The 18,075-nt window shown below is 31.3% G+C and carries 16 protein-coding genes; all 16 read left to right on the forward strand.

Going from position 1 to position 18,075, the window contains the following annotated elements:
- The first annotated feature begins 72 nt into the window (after window positions 1-72).
- The 16 genes from KPL50_RS15675 to KPL50_RS15750 all read left to right on the forward strand — a co-directional run bounded on the left by KPL50_RS15675 (window position 73) and on the right by KPL50_RS15750 (window position 18,072).
- Complete coding sequence (locus KPL50_RS15675; RefSeq protein WP_216299480.1) at window positions 73-1,158, forward strand: Gfo/Idh/MocA family protein; 1,086 nt, start codon at window positions 73-75, stop codon at window positions 1,156-1,158.
- A gap of 37 nt (window positions 1,159-1,195) precedes the next feature.
- Window positions 1,196-1,936, forward strand: a complete 741-nt coding sequence (locus KPL50_RS15680; protein ID WP_216299481.1) for an acyltransferase — start codon at window positions 1,196-1,198, stop codon at window positions 1,934-1,936.
- Window positions 1,937-2,300: 364 nt separating this feature from the next.
- Window positions 2,301-3,428, forward strand: coding sequence for a glycosyltransferase family 4 protein (locus tag KPL50_RS15685; protein ID WP_216299482.1), 1,128 nt, complete (start codon window positions 2,301-2,303; stop codon window positions 3,426-3,428).
- Between the two features lie 25 nt (window positions 3,429-3,453).
- Window positions 3,454-4,485, forward strand: coding sequence for a glycosyltransferase family 2 protein (locus KPL50_RS15690; RefSeq protein ID WP_216299483.1), 1,032 nt, complete (start codon window positions 3,454-3,456; stop codon window positions 4,483-4,485).
- Window positions 4,486-4,520: 35 nt separating this feature from the next.
- Window positions 4,521-5,765, forward strand: a complete 1,245-nt coding sequence (locus tag KPL50_RS15695; RefSeq protein WP_216299484.1) for an O-antigen ligase — start codon at window positions 4,521-4,523, stop codon at window positions 5,763-5,765.
- Window positions 5,766-5,827: 62 nt separating this feature from the next.
- Window positions 5,828-6,979, forward strand: a complete 1,152-nt coding sequence (locus KPL50_RS15700) for a glycosyltransferase (RefSeq protein WP_216299485.1) — start codon at window positions 5,828-5,830, stop codon at window positions 6,977-6,979.
- Window positions 6,980-7,209: 230 nt separating this feature from the next.
- Window positions 7,210-7,866: a sugar transferase gene (locus tag KPL50_RS15705; RefSeq protein ID WP_216299486.1), complete on the forward strand. Its 657-nt coding sequence runs from the start codon at window positions 7,210-7,212 to the stop codon at window positions 7,864-7,866.
- A 110-nt stretch (window positions 7,867-7,976) separates the two neighbouring features.
- Window positions 7,977-8,696: a WecB/TagA/CpsF family glycosyltransferase gene (locus KPL50_RS15710; RefSeq protein ID WP_216299487.1), complete on the forward strand. Its 720-nt coding sequence runs from the start codon at window positions 7,977-7,979 to the stop codon at window positions 8,694-8,696.
- 47 nt (window positions 8,697-8,743) lie between these two features.
- Window positions 8,744-9,832: a glycosyltransferase gene (locus tag KPL50_RS15715; protein WP_216299488.1), complete on the forward strand. Its 1,089-nt coding sequence runs from the start codon at window positions 8,744-8,746 to the stop codon at window positions 9,830-9,832.
- A gap of 33 nt (window positions 9,833-9,865) precedes the next feature.
- A complete protein-coding gene (locus KPL50_RS15720) occupies window positions 9,866-10,408 on the forward strand; it encodes a nitroreductase family protein (RefSeq protein ID WP_216299489.1) in 543 nt (180 codons plus the stop codon).
- 220 nt (window positions 10,409-10,628) lie between these two features.
- Window positions 10,629-11,489 carry a DMT family transporter gene (locus KPL50_RS15725; protein WP_216299490.1) on the forward strand — a complete coding sequence of 287 codons (861 nt, stop codon included), beginning with the start codon at window positions 10,629-10,631 and terminating at the stop codon, window positions 11,487-11,489.
- Window positions 11,490-11,673: 184 nt separating this feature from the next.
- Window positions 11,674-13,197 (forward strand): histidine ammonia-lyase, encoded by a 1,524-nt coding sequence (gene hutH, locus KPL50_RS15730; RefSeq protein ID WP_216299491.1) that lies wholly within the window; start codon window positions 11,674-11,676, stop codon window positions 13,195-13,197.
- 81 nt (window positions 13,198-13,278) lie between these two features.
- A complete protein-coding gene (gene ftcD, locus KPL50_RS15735) occupies window positions 13,279-14,175 on the forward strand; it encodes a glutamate formimidoyltransferase (protein WP_216299492.1) in 897 nt (298 codons plus the stop codon).
- A gap of 72 nt (window positions 14,176-14,247) precedes the next feature.
- The gene (hutI, locus tag KPL50_RS15740; protein ID WP_375372931.1) at window positions 14,248-15,522 is read left to right on the forward strand and encodes an imidazolonepropionase; all 1,275 of its coding nucleotides are present in this window, start codon (window positions 14,248-14,250) and stop codon (window positions 15,520-15,522) included.
- Window positions 15,516-16,151, forward strand: a complete 636-nt coding sequence (locus tag KPL50_RS15745; RefSeq protein WP_216299493.1) for a cyclodeaminase/cyclohydrolase family protein — start codon at window positions 15,516-15,518, stop codon at window positions 16,149-16,151. Before hutI ends, KPL50_RS15745 begins: the two co-directional genes overlap by 7 nt.
- Before the next feature lie 166 nt (window positions 16,152-16,317).
- Window positions 16,318-18,072: an Eco57I restriction-modification methylase domain-containing protein gene (locus tag KPL50_RS15750; RefSeq protein ID WP_216299494.1), complete on the forward strand. Its 1,755-nt coding sequence runs from the start codon at window positions 16,318-16,320 to the stop codon at window positions 18,070-18,072.
- Window positions 18,073-18,075: the final 3 nt, after the last annotated feature.

Here is an 18,075-nt window from a genome sequence, read left to right on the forward strand (position 1 = left end):
GCATGCAAGCATTGTAAATTATTCACAATGTTGCATGCCAAAATTATAGAAAATCATCAAGGAGGAATTCAAATGAAAAAATTAAAGGTAGCAATATTAGGATGTGGAAGAATATCTTACAAGCATATAGAGGCTATAACTCAAAATAAGTTAGAAATCCAGCTTACAGCAGTTTGCGATGTGGTAGAAGCTAATGCAACGTCCAAAAGAGAAGAGTACATAAAAGCATTAGGTGAGAGTGAAGATGTAAAAGTTTATACAGATTATAAAGAAATGCTTGAGAGTGCTGATATTGATCTGGTTACTATAGCTACTGAAAGTGGATATCATCCAGAAATAGCTATTTATTGCATGAATCACGGAAAACATGTAATTGTTGAAAAACCAATGGCACTATCTACTCAGGATGCTGATAGAATGATTGAGTGTGCAAGAAAAAATAATGTAAAGCTTTGTGTTAGTCACCAAAATAGATTTAATGAGCCAATACAAAAGCTAAGAGATGCTGTAGAAGAAAATAGGTTTGGAAAATTAGTTAATGGAACAGCAAGAATTCTTTGGAATAGAAATATGGGATACTATCAACAGGCACCTTGGAGAGGAACATGGGAGCTCGATGGTGGTACACTAATGAATCAATGTATTCACAATATTGATTTATTACAATGGATGATGGGTGGCGAAATAGACACTGTTTATGCTCAGTGTGATACTTTCCTTCGAGATATAGAAGCTGAGGATTTTGGAGCAATAATGATAAGATTTAAAAATGGATCTATAGGTATAATTGAAGGTTCAGCTTGTGTATATCCTAAAAATTTAGAAGAAACTTTGAGCATCTTTGGAGAAACTGGTACGGTTTGCATAGGAGGACTTGCAGTTAATTCCATAGAAACTTGGAAGTTTGCAGATGATCTGGATACCGAGGAAGAAATATTAAGTCAGCAAAAGGGTGACCCCGATTCAGTATATGGCTTCGGACATACACCATTATATAAAGATATGATAGATTCTATAAATATGAATAGACAACCTCTCATAAATGGAGAAGAAGGTAAAAAAGGTATGTCGATTATACTTGCTGCTTATAAATCAAGACTTACTGGACTTCCAGTTAAATTCCCAATGGGAGATTTCTCAACGCTCGAAATGAAGTAATAATTTTAGAAATATCATATGAAAGGGGGTTATTTTCATGAATTATGTTTCAGAAAAAAGTAAATTGGGTAATAATGTAACAATGGGACATTTTGTAGTAATAGATGATGAAGTAGTAATAGGCACTAATTGTATTATAGGTAGTAATGTGGTTATACACCTAGGAACTATTATTGGAGACAATGTTAGAATAGATGATAATACGGTAATAGGCAAGCAGCCTATGAGGTCTGTAAACAGTATTTTTAAAGATGAAGAAAAATTGCTTCCAGCTAAAATAAGCGAAGGTTGTCTTATAGGTGCAGGGGTGATAATTTATTGCGGTTGCATAATCGGAGAAAAAACGCTTATTGCTGACACCGCTGTAATAAGAGAAAATGTAGTCGTAGGATCAAAAACAATTATTGGTCGAGGAACAACTATTGAAAATTTCTGCAGCGTTGGGTCTAACTGCAAAATACAAACTAATGTATATTTAACAGCATATTCAGAAGTTGAAGATTATGTATTTATTGCCCCTTGTGTTACAACTTCTAATGATAATTACGCAGCTCGTTCTAAGGAACGGTTTGGAAAATTTAAAGGAGTAACTATAAAAAAAGGTGGCAGAATCGGAGCCGGAGCAGTTATCCTACCTGGTAAAACTATATATGAAGATGGATTAGTAGCAGCAGGTAGTGTAGTTACAAAAGACGTGCAAGCAGGCAAAATTGTAGCCGGAAATCCTGCTAAGGTGTTTCGAGTTGTACCAGAAGATCAATTGCTAAAAAATCAATAAAAGGTAATGTACCCTATAGTGCAGACAAAAGTTAAGAAAGTCTACACTACAGGGTATTTCTACGTATAATGCGGGAATGATAGAAACAAAAGTACATAAGAAATTTTAACTTGAGTTCTTTAACAATAGATTAAGATTTATATTTAGTTGCATATGTTAAGTATGTATTATATAATTAGAGTTGCTTTATTGCGACTATTTATGAAACGAAATTTTGACGAAAGTATGATAAAAAGAAATAAATAACGGAAAGTATAAAAGATAATGCATGTAAGTAAATTAAATAAGAATATTAAAGATACTATTAAATTCTTTTTGAGTAAATAGTATATTTTTTTATTCAAGTATTATGGAGGATTCAATTATGCCTATAAAAGTATGTCATATTACTACAGTTCATTCATCATCAGATGTTAGAATTTTTCACAAAGAATGTAAAACACTTGCCAGGGAAGGGTATGAGGTCTATTTAATAGCTCCTCATGATAAAGAAGAAGAAATAGATGGAGTACATATTATTCCGCTTCCTCAAAAGAGTGGTCGTTTATATAGATTTATATTTAAAAAAAGAATTGCATTAAAAAAAGCAAAAGAAATAAATGCTGATATATATCAGTTTCATGATCCGGAAATGATTTTTTTAGGACTTAAGTTAAAATTATTAGGTAAAAAAGTAATATATGATGTACATGAAGATGTACCAGCACAAATTTTGAATAAGGATTGGCTAGGTAGCCTTATTTTTAGGAAGATAATTTCTAAAATATTTAATACCTTTGAAAAGTGGTCCTGTAAATATTTTGATGGCGTAGTAACGGTTACCGATGATATAGTTGAGAAATTTTACATGAATAAACGAACCACACTATTAAGAAATTTACCGTCTATTGCTATAATAGATGAAAGCAAGCGGTTAGAAGTAAAACGAGAAAAATTCACTATGCTTTATGCAGGAGGACTTACTGAAATAAGAGGCATAAGAGAATTGATACAAGCTGCTAATTACTTAGATGGTGAAGTAGAATTATTAATTTTAGGTAAATGGGATGAGCCCGAATATAAAAGTGAATGTGAAGGACTTGAAGGATGGAAATACACAAAATTTCTGGGGTTTATGCCAGTAAAAGAGGTTTATTCTTACATGAAAAGCGTAGATCTGGGACTTTGCACCCTCTATCCAACTCTTAATCATATAAAAAGTTCGCCAGTAAAAGCCTATGAATATATGGCGTGTGGAATACCAATATTGATGTCTAATTTTTCATATTGGATGGAAGCATTTGAGGGAAATGCTATATTTGTAAACCCTAAGAAACCTAAAGAAATGGCAGAGAATATTCATGGATTAGTAAAAAACATTGAGAATACAAAGCGGATAGGCGTAAATAATAGACATGTAGTTGAAACTATGCTTTCTTGGGAAGCTGAAAAAATAAATTTAATCAATTTGTATAAAGATATACTCCAAGATAATTTAAAAAATATCAATTAACTTAATCTTAGTGAGGAGTGATAAAATGAATGATAAAGGGAATGTAAAAGTATCTGTAGTTATCCCCTGCAGAAATGAAGAAAATCATATTGGAAAATGTATACAATCCATAATAGAACAAAGCTATGGAATAGATAATATTGAAGTTATGGTTTGTGATGGATGTTCAGATGATAGTACTCAGGAAGTAATAAAAGAATATAACAATAAATATCCACAGATAAAATTAGTGATAAATGAAAAAAGAGTGGCACCTACAGCAATGAATTTAGGAATAAAAGCTTCGGTGGGGGAGATAATTGTAATTTTTGGTGCCCATGCCTATATGGATAAAGATTATATCAAAATTTGCGTAGAAAAACTAAAGAATAATGATATTGCTTGTGTAGGTGGTAGAATCATAAATATTAGTGAAAATAGTATGGCAGAGGCTATATCTTTCTCTATGGGGTCCCCATTTGGTGTAGGCAATGCGCTATTTAGATTCTCAGAAAAAGAACAGCTTGTTGACACCGTTGCTTTTGGAGCTTATAGAAGAGGCATATTTGATGAAATAGGATATTTTGATGAAGAGCTTGTACGCAATCAAGATGATGAATTGAATTTTAGAATAGCTAAGAGTGGTAATAAGATTCTTCTAGCTCCTGATATAATATCTCACTATTATACGAGAGGATCTTTTGGAAAGCTTTGGACACAATATTTTCAGTATGGATTTTGGAAAGTTAGAGTTATTCAAAAACATAAAAAGCCAGCAGCAGTAAGACATTTAATACCCTTACTATTTGTTATAAGTCTAATTTTAGGCACAGTAGTAAGTCCACTCTCAAAGGTAGCTAGATATTTATTTATAACAGAATTAATAGTATATTTATTCGGAGCGATTACATTCTCTTTAAGAGCTTCCAAAGGAAAAATTAGATATGTACCTAGGATGATAATAGCCTTCTTGATACTACATCTAAGCTATGGAATAGGATTTTTAGAGGGATTAATAGTATTTTATTGTTTAAGATCTAATAGTGCAGTTGAAAAGAATACAAAGTCATCAAGGTAATTTGGGATAATTTGAAATAAGGTGGGAAAATGGGAATGAATTTTTGTAAAAATATTTTATTTATATTAACATGTGCTTACATTATGTTATTACCTTTAATTCCAAAAGAAATTATGGTTAATGGGGTACTATTTACTGATTTGATTTTAGGACTAATGATTTTTGTTTACATAATAAGTCTAGTTGTATCTAAAAAAAGTAGAGAGATTTTCATTAATGGAATTATAGATTTTTTCACGTCTAAACTAAGTATATTTATATCAATATTATTGGTCATTATGCTGGCATCTACTATTTATGCGGTAGATAAAAAAATAGCTTTAAGTGAAAGTGCAAGGTTTATAACATATATCTTTATGTATTTTATTATAAAATATGAGTTCAATAATAAGAAACAAATAAATATTTTATTAAGATGCTATATATTTATCTCCTTTATTTTAAGCTGTATAGGGATTGTGCAGCATTTTACTGGGTTTGCATTGACTGAAAGGTTTACAAGAATAAATGAATTTGGAACTGGTATAAAGATTGCTTCCACGCTTTTTAATCCAAATGCTTATGGTGCTTATTTAATATTAATTATTTTTCCAATGATTATGTTATCCATTTACGAAAAGAAAAAGAATAAAAAAATAGTGTATATATTTCTTTCAATATTACTACTTACTAATTTATTGATGACTTTTTCTAGAAATGCATTATTAGGATTTGGACTTGGATTATTAGTTCTCGCGCTTATTTATAGCATTAAGTTGATTTTTGCGCTTGGTGGTTTTAGCGTTTTAATGATTTTCATACCTTCTGTTTTTCAAAGAGTTAAAGATCTTACTAATTTATCTCAAAATGAATCAAGAATTAAACTTTGGAAAACAGCTATGATGATGATAAAGGAACATCCAATTCTTGGTGTTGGTAATGGTAATTTCGTCACTAGATATAATGAATATGTAACTAAGTATAAATTGGAATATGAGTCATTTAAGAATTATCCTTCCCATAATTCGTATTTTAAAGTACAAAGTGAGTTAGGAATAATGGGGATTGTTTCTTTTTTAGGAATAATAGCAATAGCGTTATTTAAAGTTAAAAAAATGTATAGTACTACTACAGATAAATTTTACAAGCCATTTTATATGGGTGTAATGGCAAGCATGATTGCGTTTCTATTTATGAATTTATTTGATAATTTATTCTTCGTACCTAAAGCAACAACTTATTTTTGGTTTTTATTAGCTACAGTAGAAGCATTATTAAACCCTAGTCATAAGAGTACATAGGGCCTTTAAAGATATTTGAAAATTTTTGAACAAGTTGTAATATATGAAAGGAGCATAATTTAATGTTTGTCATGATCATATCACGTGGATTCCCCACAAATAAATATAAGATGAATGGTATATTTGAATTTGACCAGGCAAAAGCTTTAGCTAAAGCAGGCTGCAAAGTAGCTTTTGCTGCAATTGATGTCCGCTCCATAAGACGGTGGCGTAAATGGGGGGTTGAACGGAATGAAATAGACGGCGTGAATGTTTATGTTATAAACATTCCGGGTGGCAGACTTCCCAAAGCGATTTTGAACAAAGTGACTAGTATAGGTCTGAGTATTTTGTATAAACTTATTTTAAAAGAAATAGGCAAGCCAGATATACTCCATGCACATTTTACTGGTCTAGGTTATGCGGCAGCGACACTTAAAAAACAAAAAAACGTTCCTCTTGTAATAACTGAGCATTCATCGCTCATAAATAAGCCAGTGATAGACAAACAGCTTTTAAACATGGCAACAGTTGCATACGAACAAGCTGATGCTGTTATTGCAGTAAGCCCGACACTCGTAAATGCCATAAAAAACAAATTAAACATTAAAGCATTGTACATTCCTAATATTGTTGATACAGACTTATTCACTCATACAATAAGAGAAGAAAGCAAGACATTTAACTTTGTATCAATCGGAAATTTAATTTATGGAAAAAGAATGGATTTGACCATTGAGGCATTTTATAGCGCTTTTAGTGATTTTTCAGATGTTACCTTGACAATATTTGGAGAAGGTGATGAGAGGGCTAAACTAGAGGGCATTATAAAAAAATACCACTTAGAGAATAGAGTTGAGCTTATGGGTATGTGTTCTAGGGAAGTTATTAAAGAAAAACTAAAGAATAGTGATTGTTTTGTGTTAGCTTCACGTTCTGAAACCTTTGGTGTTGCTTATATTGAAGCTTTGGCTTCTGGGGTTCCGGTCATCGCAACTAAGTGTGGCGGACCTGAAGTATTTGTTCATGACGAGAATGGGTGTATGATTCCAGTGGATGATCTTAGTGAATTAGTAAGAGTGATGAAATATATGTACAAGAATAACATAGCATTTGACAGGAAGAAAATATCTGCAGAGATAAAACTCAAGTTTTCACCTGAATGTGTTTCTAAAAAATTATTGGAAGTGTACAAAGAAGTGATGGATTTGGAAGCGAACATTAAAAATCACTGATAAAATAAAAGGGTATATCTCACTTTGATATACCCTTTTGAATTATGTTGATAGTTGTCGTAAGGAATAAAATATGATATTATTATTAATGTATAAATAAGTATAAAAAAATAAAACGAATTATAATATGGTATATATGTTTATATACTAAATAATTTTAAAATATCAGTCCGTAAAAAATCAGAAATAAATATCTCACTTAAATATTCAAGAGAAGGTAGGAGTAAAAGATGAAGAAAGGCAACATGAAAACCATAGACAAGGAAATACACATTGAGAATAAAAAGCTTCAATTCGCTCTGAAGAGATTAATGGATATAATATTATCAATACTTGGCATAATTATACTATCACCTATATATTTAATTACCATTATTGCTATTAGACTAGATTCAAAAGGGCCAACTGTATTTAAACAAATTAGAGTTGGTAAGGATGGTAAAGATTTTACTATTTATAAATTTAGAACTATGATAGTTCAAGCTGAAAGTAAAAGAGACCTAAATATAGACCCAAATGATTTAGAAAATTTTGTATTTCAAAGTAAGTCAGACAGTAGAATAACAAAGCTTGGGAGCTTTTTAAGGCGCAGTAGCTTAGATGAAATACCACAACTTTTTAATGTTTTGTTTGGACAAATGAGCCTTGTAGGACCTAGACCTGAAATACCTGAGGTAGTTAATTATTATCCAGAAAGTTATCGTCAAAGATTTCTAGTTCTGCCTGGTATTACTGGACTTGCACAGATTAGTGGAAGAGGAGAAATTGAACTGGGAAAAACTATTGCTTTTGATCTGAAGTATATTATGGATTTTTCTGTTTCACTGGACATAAAGATACTCTTTTTAACAGTTGTATCTGTATTCAAAAAAGAGGGTGCTTATTAATCATTCGCTAAAGTGATACTAATTGGCTAAAATAGTTTGCATAATCACTTATTATATATTGTTTATTATTATGGAGTATCTACAAAACATAGATTATTTGGAGGAGTTTTATGACAACAAGAATTTTTCAATTTGAAATTTTTAATGACAACATAGAAACATTACTTAAAAGTATAAATAATTTTGAAAAAGTACATATTGTTTCAGGAAATCCAGAAGTGCTTAATAATGGACTACAAAATAAAATATTATTAGATAATTTCATTGGTAAAAGTTCTATCATCATTCCAGATGGAATTAGCACTGTAATATGTTCGAAAATTGTTGGTCAACCAGTGAAAGAAAAAATTGCAGGTATAGAACTTATGGATTCTTTAGTAAAAAAATGTGAAAGTGAAAACCAAGGAATATATTTACTAGGTGCTACTCAAGAAACAGTAGATATGTGCAATATAAATTTACGAACTAAATATCGGAAATTAAATATATTAGGTAGTCATGATGGATATTTCGAAATAGACAATTGTGAAGAAATATTAGTAGAAATAGAAAAAGTTAAACCACAAGTCTTATTTGTTGCAATGGGATGCCCAAAGCAAGAGTTATTCATAGCAAAATATATGGACAGACTTCCTTGCAACGTATTTATGGGTGTTGGAGGAAGTTTTGACATTATTGCTGGCAATCTTAAGCGTGCACCTAAATGGATGATAAATATAGGGCTGGAATGGTTATATAGGGTTGCAAAAGAGCCCTTTAGAATTAAAAGATTGTCGTCTATACCTAAATTCATTTTAATGGTTATAAAGGATAAGCATAGCCGTAAATAAATGTCATATATAAAGACGAGTGCAAGGAGGGGATCCACATTAAAGTTTTGCATATAATATCTGGCAATGACAATGGTGGGGGTGGAAACCACGTACTAAACATATGCAATAAACGTAATGAAAATTTTGAAAACATAATTGGTTGTGTAGGAGAAGGGCCACTTTACTCAAAAGCTAAAACTATAGATGTTAGCTATAAACTTTTTACAAACAAGCTCAATAATATGGAGCTTGTTGATTTTATAAACCATAACTCCATAAGTATAGTGAATTTTCATGGTGCAAAACCATTTTTGATGCATTTAATTTTAAAAAGAAAGATAAAAGTGCCTACAGTAGCTGTAGTTCACAGTGACTATAGATATGATTTTCTTAATAATAAGGTAAAATACTTTATTTTTACGCCTCTTAGTATTAAAGGCTTAAAGAGCTTTGATAATTATATTTGTGTATCAAATAACTTAAAAGAGCTATTAGAATCAAAAAAGTTTAAGGGAAGCAAGGCAGTTGTAAACAATGGCATAGATATAAAAAAAAATAGTGTTGTGACCTCTGCAGAAGACATGAGAAATAATTTAAAATTAAACCAGGAGGATTTTGTATATGTTATGGTTGCAAGATTACATCCTATAAAAAACCATAAAGAGGTAATACTGGCATTTAATAAATTAATTCTCAAATTTCATGATGTAAAATTGCTCATTGTTGGTGATGGACAACTAAGACACCAACTTGAAAAGTTAATAGTTGATTCAAAATTAGAAAATAGCGTTACTATGGTTGGAAATGTAACAAACCCCCTAGACTATATAAACTGTTCCAATGTTAGTGTTTTGGCTTCTTTAAGTGAGGGCGGAGCTCCGCCCTTAACAGTTTTAGAATCAGGAATTGTAAAGATTCCAACCATTTATACTGTGGTAGGGGACTTAGAGTGTATATTGGATGAAAATAGTGGATATAAAATAGAAAACCAAAACCATGAAAATATTTACAAAGCTATGAGTACAGCGTATTTAGATGTTAATAACTTAAGCTTAAAAGGTGAAAATTTACATAAAATTATTGTAAAAAGATTTACTATAGAAATTTTCTGGAAAAGTTATCTTGGGATTTATAAGAGAATACTAGAGAAATAATTACACATACTAAAGTTAAAGGAGTGTGGTTATATGCAATTTTATGATGTAGTCAAGTCAAGACAAAGTACCAAAAAATTTAAGAATACCCCAATAAATACAGAAAAATTAGCTAGAATGATTAATGCTGCAATGATGTCGCCTTCATGGAAAAATAAGACTTCTTATAAATTTATTTTAGTTGATGAAAAAAATGAATTAGAACAAATTTCTAAAGCTATAATGAATAAAGATAATTCAGCAGCGCAGTCAATATTGGAGGCACCAATGACAGCTATTGTAGTTGCAAATCCAGATGATTCTGGTGAAGTAGAAAACAAAGATTACTATTTAGTTGATAGCGCTATTGCTATGGAGCATTTTGTTTTAGCCGCTACAAATGAGGGCTATGGAACTTGTTGGATTGCTGCAATTAATGAGGATATTATAAAAAACACATTATCAATCCCTAAGAATTATAAAATAGTGGCCATAACTCCTGTTGGAGAAATTGTTGAAAGTAATGAGCATAATGATAAAAAAGATGTGAAGGATTTTGTGTTTATGAATTCTTGGAATAATCCTTATTCTGAGTAAACTATAGTTAGTAAACTGCAAGTGTGATTTCCCCAAAAAACTTTTATGAATAATAAATTAAAGACTCTAGCCCTGCATATGCAGCGCTAGAGTCTTTAATTTATTTAAGATTATTTCGCCTCGATTATTTATAAAATTTATACATAAATGATGAAAGATTAACAAAAGGATGATACAATTTAGTAGGTATTTAATTAATGTTAGCACAAGGGGGATTACTATGGAAAAAACAAAAGGAATTTTATTTATTATTTTATCGGCTATTTCCTTTGGAATTATGCCAATACTAGCAAAGTTATCGTATAGAGGAGGTGCAAACACATATACCACATTATTCCTTAGGTTTTTTTTTGCAGCTATTATGCTTTTCTATTATTTGAAATCTAAAGGTATATCTTTGAAATTAGCTAGAAAGCAATTATTTTTAGTAATAATAATAGGGGTGTTCGGATTTACAGTTTCAGCTATTAGTTTATTTATGTCCTATAATTATATAAGTATTGGAATGGCAACTATGATTGTGTATACATACCCGGCTATCGTTACTTTATTTTCCTATGTTTTTTATAAGGAGAGAATATATCCTAGGAAAATAATATCTTTGATGATTTCAACAATAGGTATTTTTATTTTAATTGACATGGAAAGTGCGAGTTTTAATCTAATAGGAATAATACTGGCGGGTATAGCTGCAGTAATGTATTCATTATATGTGTTAGGTGCGTCTCATAAGGAATTTAGGGTCATCAACAGTTATGTTTTAACCTTTTATATCTCATGTGCATCTGCTGTTATGATGTTTATGGCAGCAATCGGTACTGGAAATTTTAATATGCATATTTCTTTTTATGCACTTGTAGCAATTTTATTATTAGCATTAATATCCACAGCCGTGGCACTAATGGCATTTTTAGAAGGTGTTAGAATAATAGGTCCTTCCAAGGCTTCAATTTTTAGTACTATCGAACCTATTGTTGCCTTAACTTTAGGAATAATAATTTTAAGGGAACCTATATCAGCTAGGATTATAATTGGAAGTATTATGATTGTCACATCTGTAGTGATATTAACAAGAGAATAATATTTGTGCATCGGGATTTACTTTAATGAATTTATATTTTAAGGTGGTAGCAGTTTACCCTAGTACCACATTAACTAATTAAAAATATTCAGAATATTCAGTGTAGCTTTTTAAAAGGATTATTGGGTAACAATAAAGAATATTAGTATTATTAAGAAAATTAGAAATCTGGAGGGTGAAACATATGACAGTGATACAAATTAATGGAAATGATCTTACTTTAGAGCAGATAGTGATGGTTACAAGAAAAGGTTGCAAGGTGGAATTAACTAAGGAAGCAGAAGAAAGAGTTATTAAATCTAGAAATATTGTAGATGAAATAGTAGATAATAATAAAGTGATCTATGGTATTACCACGGGTTTTGGTAAATTTAGCGATGTAACTATATCCGGAGAGGCTTGTAAGAAATTACAAAGGAATCTAATAATTTCTCATGCTTGCGGAGCTGGAAAGCGTTTTTCTAATGAAATAGTAAAAAGTATAATGCTACTAAGAGCAAACGCTCTTGCAAAAGGATATTCTGGAATAAGACTTAGTACACTAAAAACATTAATAGCAATGATTAACAGTGGAGTATGCCCTGTAGTTCCTGAAAAGGGTTCACTTGGAGCTTCAGGAGATTTGGCACCACTATCTCATATGGTTTTACCAATGCTTGGAGAAGGTGAAGCAGAGTTTAACGGCAAAATTTTACCGGGAAAAGAAGCTATGGAAAAGGCAGGCTTAGAAATAGTAGAGCTTACAGCAAAAGAAGGCTTGGCACTTATAAATGGCACGCAAGTTATGACAGCAGTGGGAGCACTAGCTGTATATGATAGTATTAATTTATTGAAAATAAGTGACATTGCAGCAGCATTAAGTTTAGAAGCTCTTAGAGGGATAAGAGATGCCTTTGATCCAAGAATACATAGCTTAAGGCCTCACAGAGGTCAAATGCAAACTGCTAAAAATATTTTAAACCTCACTTACGGAAGCACATTTATAACATCTCAAGGAGAGATAAGAGTACAAGATGCTTACTCACTAAGATGTGTACCTCAAGTTCATGGTGCAAGCAAAGACGCATTAGAGTATATTAAAAGTAAGGTGGAAATTGAAATTAACTCCGTTACGGATAATCCAATAGTTACAGAAGAAGGGGATGTTATTTCTGGAGGTAATTTTCACGGGCAACCTATGGCAATAAGCTTTGACTTTTTAGGAATAGCAATGGCTGAAATGGCTAGTATCTCTGAAAGAAGACTGGAGAGACTTATTAATTACCAACTGAATGATTTGCCAGCTTTTTTAGTAAAAGAAGGTGGATTAAATTCTGGGTTTATGATAACTCAATATGCAGCGGCAGCTTTAGTGTCTGAAAATAAGATTTTAGCACATCCAGCATCTGTTGACTCTATTCCCTCTTCTGCAAATCAAGAAGATCATGTAAGTATGGGAACTATAGCAGCTAGAAAGGGCAGAGATATTATTGAAAATGTTCAAAGAGTTTTAGCAACTGAGATTTTGGCATCCTGCCAAGCTATAGACTTTAGAGAAGGCTATACTTTAGGGGTAGGTACAAAGGAAGCATATAAAGTGGTTAGAGAAAAAGTACAGTTTATTGAAAGAGATGTGGTTATGTATATTGAATTAGATAAAGTTACTAATTTAATTGCGGATGGATCAATAGTGGAAAGCGTAGAACAAAAGGTAAAGGTAATAGTTTAAATTACAATAGCTGAATTATATTTTTACAGTATAATTTAACTATATATTATAATAAAAAATAAACTTTAGGGGGAAAATAAAATGGCAAGAATAGTTGAATGTATACCTAATTTTAGTGAAGGAAGAAATAAAGTGGTAATTGAAAAAATAGTTGATGCGGTTAGAAATGCAGAAGGAATAAAGCTACTTGATTATTCATCAGATAGTGATCATAATAGAACTGTTGTTACTTTCTTTGGAACACCAGAAAGAGTAGAACAAGTTATTTTAGACATGGCAACAAGAGTTTATGAAAACATTGATATGACCCTGCAACAAGGTGCACACCCTAGGATGGGAGCACTAGACGTAGTTCCTTTTGTACCAATTAGTGATGTAACTATGGAGGAATGTGTTGCACTAGCTAAGAGAGTAGGTAGTGCAATAGCTAGTAAATTTGATGTGCCAGTATATCTATATGAAAAGGCGGCATCAGCACCTCATAGAGAAAATTTAGCTGTAGTTAGAAAAGGACAATATGAAGGTTTTTTTGAAAAAATCAAAGAAGATAAATGGTCACCTGATTATGGCAAAGCTGAAGTCAATGTAAAAGGTGGCTGCGTTGCAATTGGAGCAAGGGTTCCACTAGTAGCTTTTAATGTAAATTTAGGTACTGATAACCTTGAAATTGCTGATAAAATTGCTAAAACTGTTAGAAACCTTGGTGGAGGCTTAAGATTTGTAAAAGCTATGGGGGTAAAACTTGAGGACAGAAATGTAGCTCAAGTATCTATGAATTTAGTTAATTATGAAAAAACAGCAGTTTATAGAGCTTTTGAAATGGTTAAGATGGAAGCAAAACGTTATGGTGTTCCTGTAATCGGAAGTGAAGTTATTGGACTAGTACCAATGGAATCACTAATTCAATGTGCGGAATACTATTTACAAATAGAAAATTTTTCAATGGATCAAATTTTAGAAAAGAGAATTTGGGAATAAAATTTGAAATTTACTATATATAAACTGTAATAACTATGCGATTACAGTTTATATAGAATGGAGGAAAGTATATTGGATATTATAATAAAAAATATCGATTGCCTAGTTACTTGCGAAGGAAGCTATAGAAAAAAACGTGAAGAATTTAAAGATGCTAAAATTAAAGAAAATGGCTATGTAGTCATTGAAAATGACAAAATAAAAGCTGTAGGAGAAGGGTCTGGGTATAAAGAATATATAACTAGTGAGTGCACAGTTATTGATGGAAAAGGAAAAACTGTTACGCCTGGGCTTATAGATCCACATACCCATGTTGTATATGCTGGTTCAAGGGAAAATGAACTGCCACTAAAGCTAAATAAGGTTGGATATATTGAAATATTAAATAGTGGCGGGGGAATACTAAGTACAGTTGAAAACACTAGAAAAATTGGAATGGATCAGCTTGTAGAAGAAAGTAGAAAAAGACTGGACATAATGCTTAAACATGGTACTACCACTGTTGAAAGCAAATCAGGATATGGTCTCGATTTACAAACGGAGGTTAAAATTTTAGAGGTAAACAAAATTTTAAATGAAACGCACCCTATAGATGTAGTATCTACATTTATGGCAGCACATGCATTGCCAAAGGAGTATAAAAGCGATAGAGAAGCCTATATTGGAGAAATAATTAATAATATGATTCCATATGTAAGTGAAAATAAACTTGCAGAGTTTATTGATTGTTTTTGTGAGAAAGGCGTATTTTCAGTAGAAGAGTGCAGACGGATTTTAACAGCAGGGAAAAAATTTGGGTTAAACATAAAAATCCATGCAGACGAAGTTGAAACAGTAAAGGCTGCGGAACTTGCAGGGGAACTCAAAGCTACATCAGCAGAGCATTTAGTTGCAGCTTCAGACGAAGGAATAAAGGCACTAGTGGAAAATGATGTGGTTGCTGTACTATTACCATCAACATCCTTCTACTTAATGTTAAATCATTTTGCTAGAGCCAGAAAAATGATAGAAGAAGGTGTGGCTGTATCCTTAGCTACAGATTGTAATCCTGGCACTTCCCCTACGGAATCATTGCAGACGGTTATGACCTTTGCTTGTTTTGGTATGAAATTGTTTCCAGAGGAGATTATTAATGCAATGACAATAAATGCGGCTTGTGCCATTAATCGCGAAAGTGAAATTGGAAGTATTGAAGTGGGAAAGAAAGCAGATATAGCTATCTTTAATAGTAAAAATTTAAATTATCTAATATATCATTTTGGTGCCAATGCGGTCGATACAGTAATAAAAAGCGGAAAAATTGTAATACAAAATCAAGGATTCAAGAAGGAGAGTACAAAATGTTAGATGAAAAAACCGTAAGAGAATTTATTAATGAATTGGGTTCAAATTCGCCTGCACCAGGAGGTGGGAGTGTTGCAGCTCTTGGAGCATCACTAGCTAGTGCATTAGGTGCCATGGTATTCAGTTTAACTGTAGGTAAGAAGGCTTACAATGAATTTAGCCCTGAAGATAAAATGAAGGTTGATAAAAGCTTAGAGCAATGTCTTAAGTATAATGATAGATTCTTAGAGCTAATGAACAAAGATACAGAGGTTTTTCTGATTTTGATGTCAGCTTTCAAACTTCCTAAGGAAACAGTGGACGATAAGAGTGCAAGAAGCGCTAAAATCCAAGAAGGATATCAAAAGGCATTAGAAATTCCACTAAATGTAGCGGAAGAATCCTACAAAATATATGAATATGTTAAAATAGCAGCAGAATTAGGTAACAAAAATGCAATTTCGGATGCGGGGGTTTCAGCTTTAATGCTTCAAGCATCTATAGAAAGCGCAATTTTAAATGTTAGGATAAATCTTTCTAGCATTAAAGATGAAACTTATAAGGAAGAGATTAGTGCAGCATGCCATGGCTTAGTAGAACAAGGAAGATTAAAACGGGACGAAATATTAGTTATTGTTAATAAAAGCATGTAATTATATAACAAGTCGGTACGCTAGCGTACTTGACTTGTTTTTTTCTTTCACCATAATGATGATTTATGTTATACTTTAAAAGACTTTTAAATACATGTTTAATGAGAAATGTGTATTTGAACAATTAATTATGCTCTAGTTGTAGTTGCATAGGTGGGGGATATAAATGTTAGAACTATTTAAACAGAAAATACATGAATTATATAACATTATACTGTGTCCAATAGATGATATATTTAAAATAACTGCGCTAAAAAATTATAAAAGGGAAATTGAGTTTTCACATCAGAAAAGCTTTGGCGGTGCTTACTATGAGTTTATTAAAAACAATAAAGAAAAAGGCACAGTGTACACTCCAGAACCAATATCTTCCTATATGATAGAAAATACAATAAAGGCTAAGCAGATAATAGAGAACCCCTATATAAAAATTGTGGATCCTTCATGTGGCACGGGAAATATATTAATTTGTTGTTTTAAACTTCTTAGAAACTTATATGTGGATAATCTAAACATAATAAATGATAAAAACGGATTGGATTTAAATTTGAAAAATCTTGATGAGCATATAATAAAACACAATTTATATGGCTTCGATATTGATGATATAGCTACAAAAATTCTTATTATAGATTTGTATGATTTAAGTAAGGGTAGCATATGTAATAATATCTTAAATGTGGATTTTTTATTATATGAAAGTGACAATAAATATAATATTTTCATAGGCAATCCACCCTATGTTGGTAAGAAATCTATAGATAAGGAATATGCAGAGCATTTGAAAGTTAGATACAGTGAAGTGTATAGTGATAAAGGGGATTTATCTTATTGTTTTTTTAAAAAGGCATTAGAAGACCTTGAAAATGGTGGAAAACTCACCTTTATTACTTCTAGATACTTTTTAGAATCCCCTAGTGGAGAGGATTTAAGGAAAGTATTAAAAGATTTGTGCAATGTAGACAAAATCATAGATTTTTATGGCATAAGACCATTTAAAAATATAGGAATAGACCCTGTAATTTTGTTTATAACAAATATTAGAAATCATGATAGTGAAATTCAAATCATGAAACCAATAGCTGTAAAAGGCAAAAACAAAAATGAATTTTACAATAGCATATTCCTAAAAAGCGGGAACAACTATAATAGTTTTCGCCTTAATAAAAACAAATTAAATGACAAGGGTTGGATTCTAATAGATGAAAAACAGAGAAATATAATAAATAAAATAGAACAAAAGTGTTTTACACATTTGAGTAATATATGCAATAGTTATCAAGGTGTAATAACTGGCTGTGACAAAGCTTTTGTAGTAAGTAAAGATACTGCGCTTAAAGAAAATATTGAAGAAAATTTAATAAAACCTTGGATTAAAAGTAGTTACATAGAAAAAAATTCTGTTTTAAGACAAGATAGTTATATAATATATTCAGATTTAATTAATAATCTAGAGGAGTATCCAAGGGCCATAGCTCATATTGAGGAAAAGATGGAAAAGCTATTAAAAAGAAGAGAATGCCAAAGGGGTATTAGGAAGTGGTATGAACTTCAATGGGGCAGAGATCAAAGCATATTTGAAGCAGAAAAGATAATTTTCCCTTTTAAAGCAAGCAGCAATAGGTTTGCCCTTGACAAGGGAAGTTATTTTAGTGCTGATGTCTATGCATTGATATTAAAAGAGGATGTACCTTTTACTTATGATTTTCTATTATACTTATTAAATAGTAAAATCTATGAATTTTACTTTAAGACCTTTGCAAAAAAACTTGGGGAAGATGCTTATGAGTATTATCCAAACAATTTAATGAAATTATGCATTCCAATTATGACAGATTGGAACAACAGTGACCAGAATTATTTATACGATTATTTTCAATTTAGTGAAGAAGAGAAAAAGATTATACTTGGAGAAGTATAATCT

The organism is Clostridium sp. CF012 (assembly GCF_018861755.1).
In the GTDB taxonomy this organism is placed as follows: domain Bacteria; phylum Bacillota; class Clostridia; order Clostridiales; family Clostridiaceae; genus Clostridium_AD.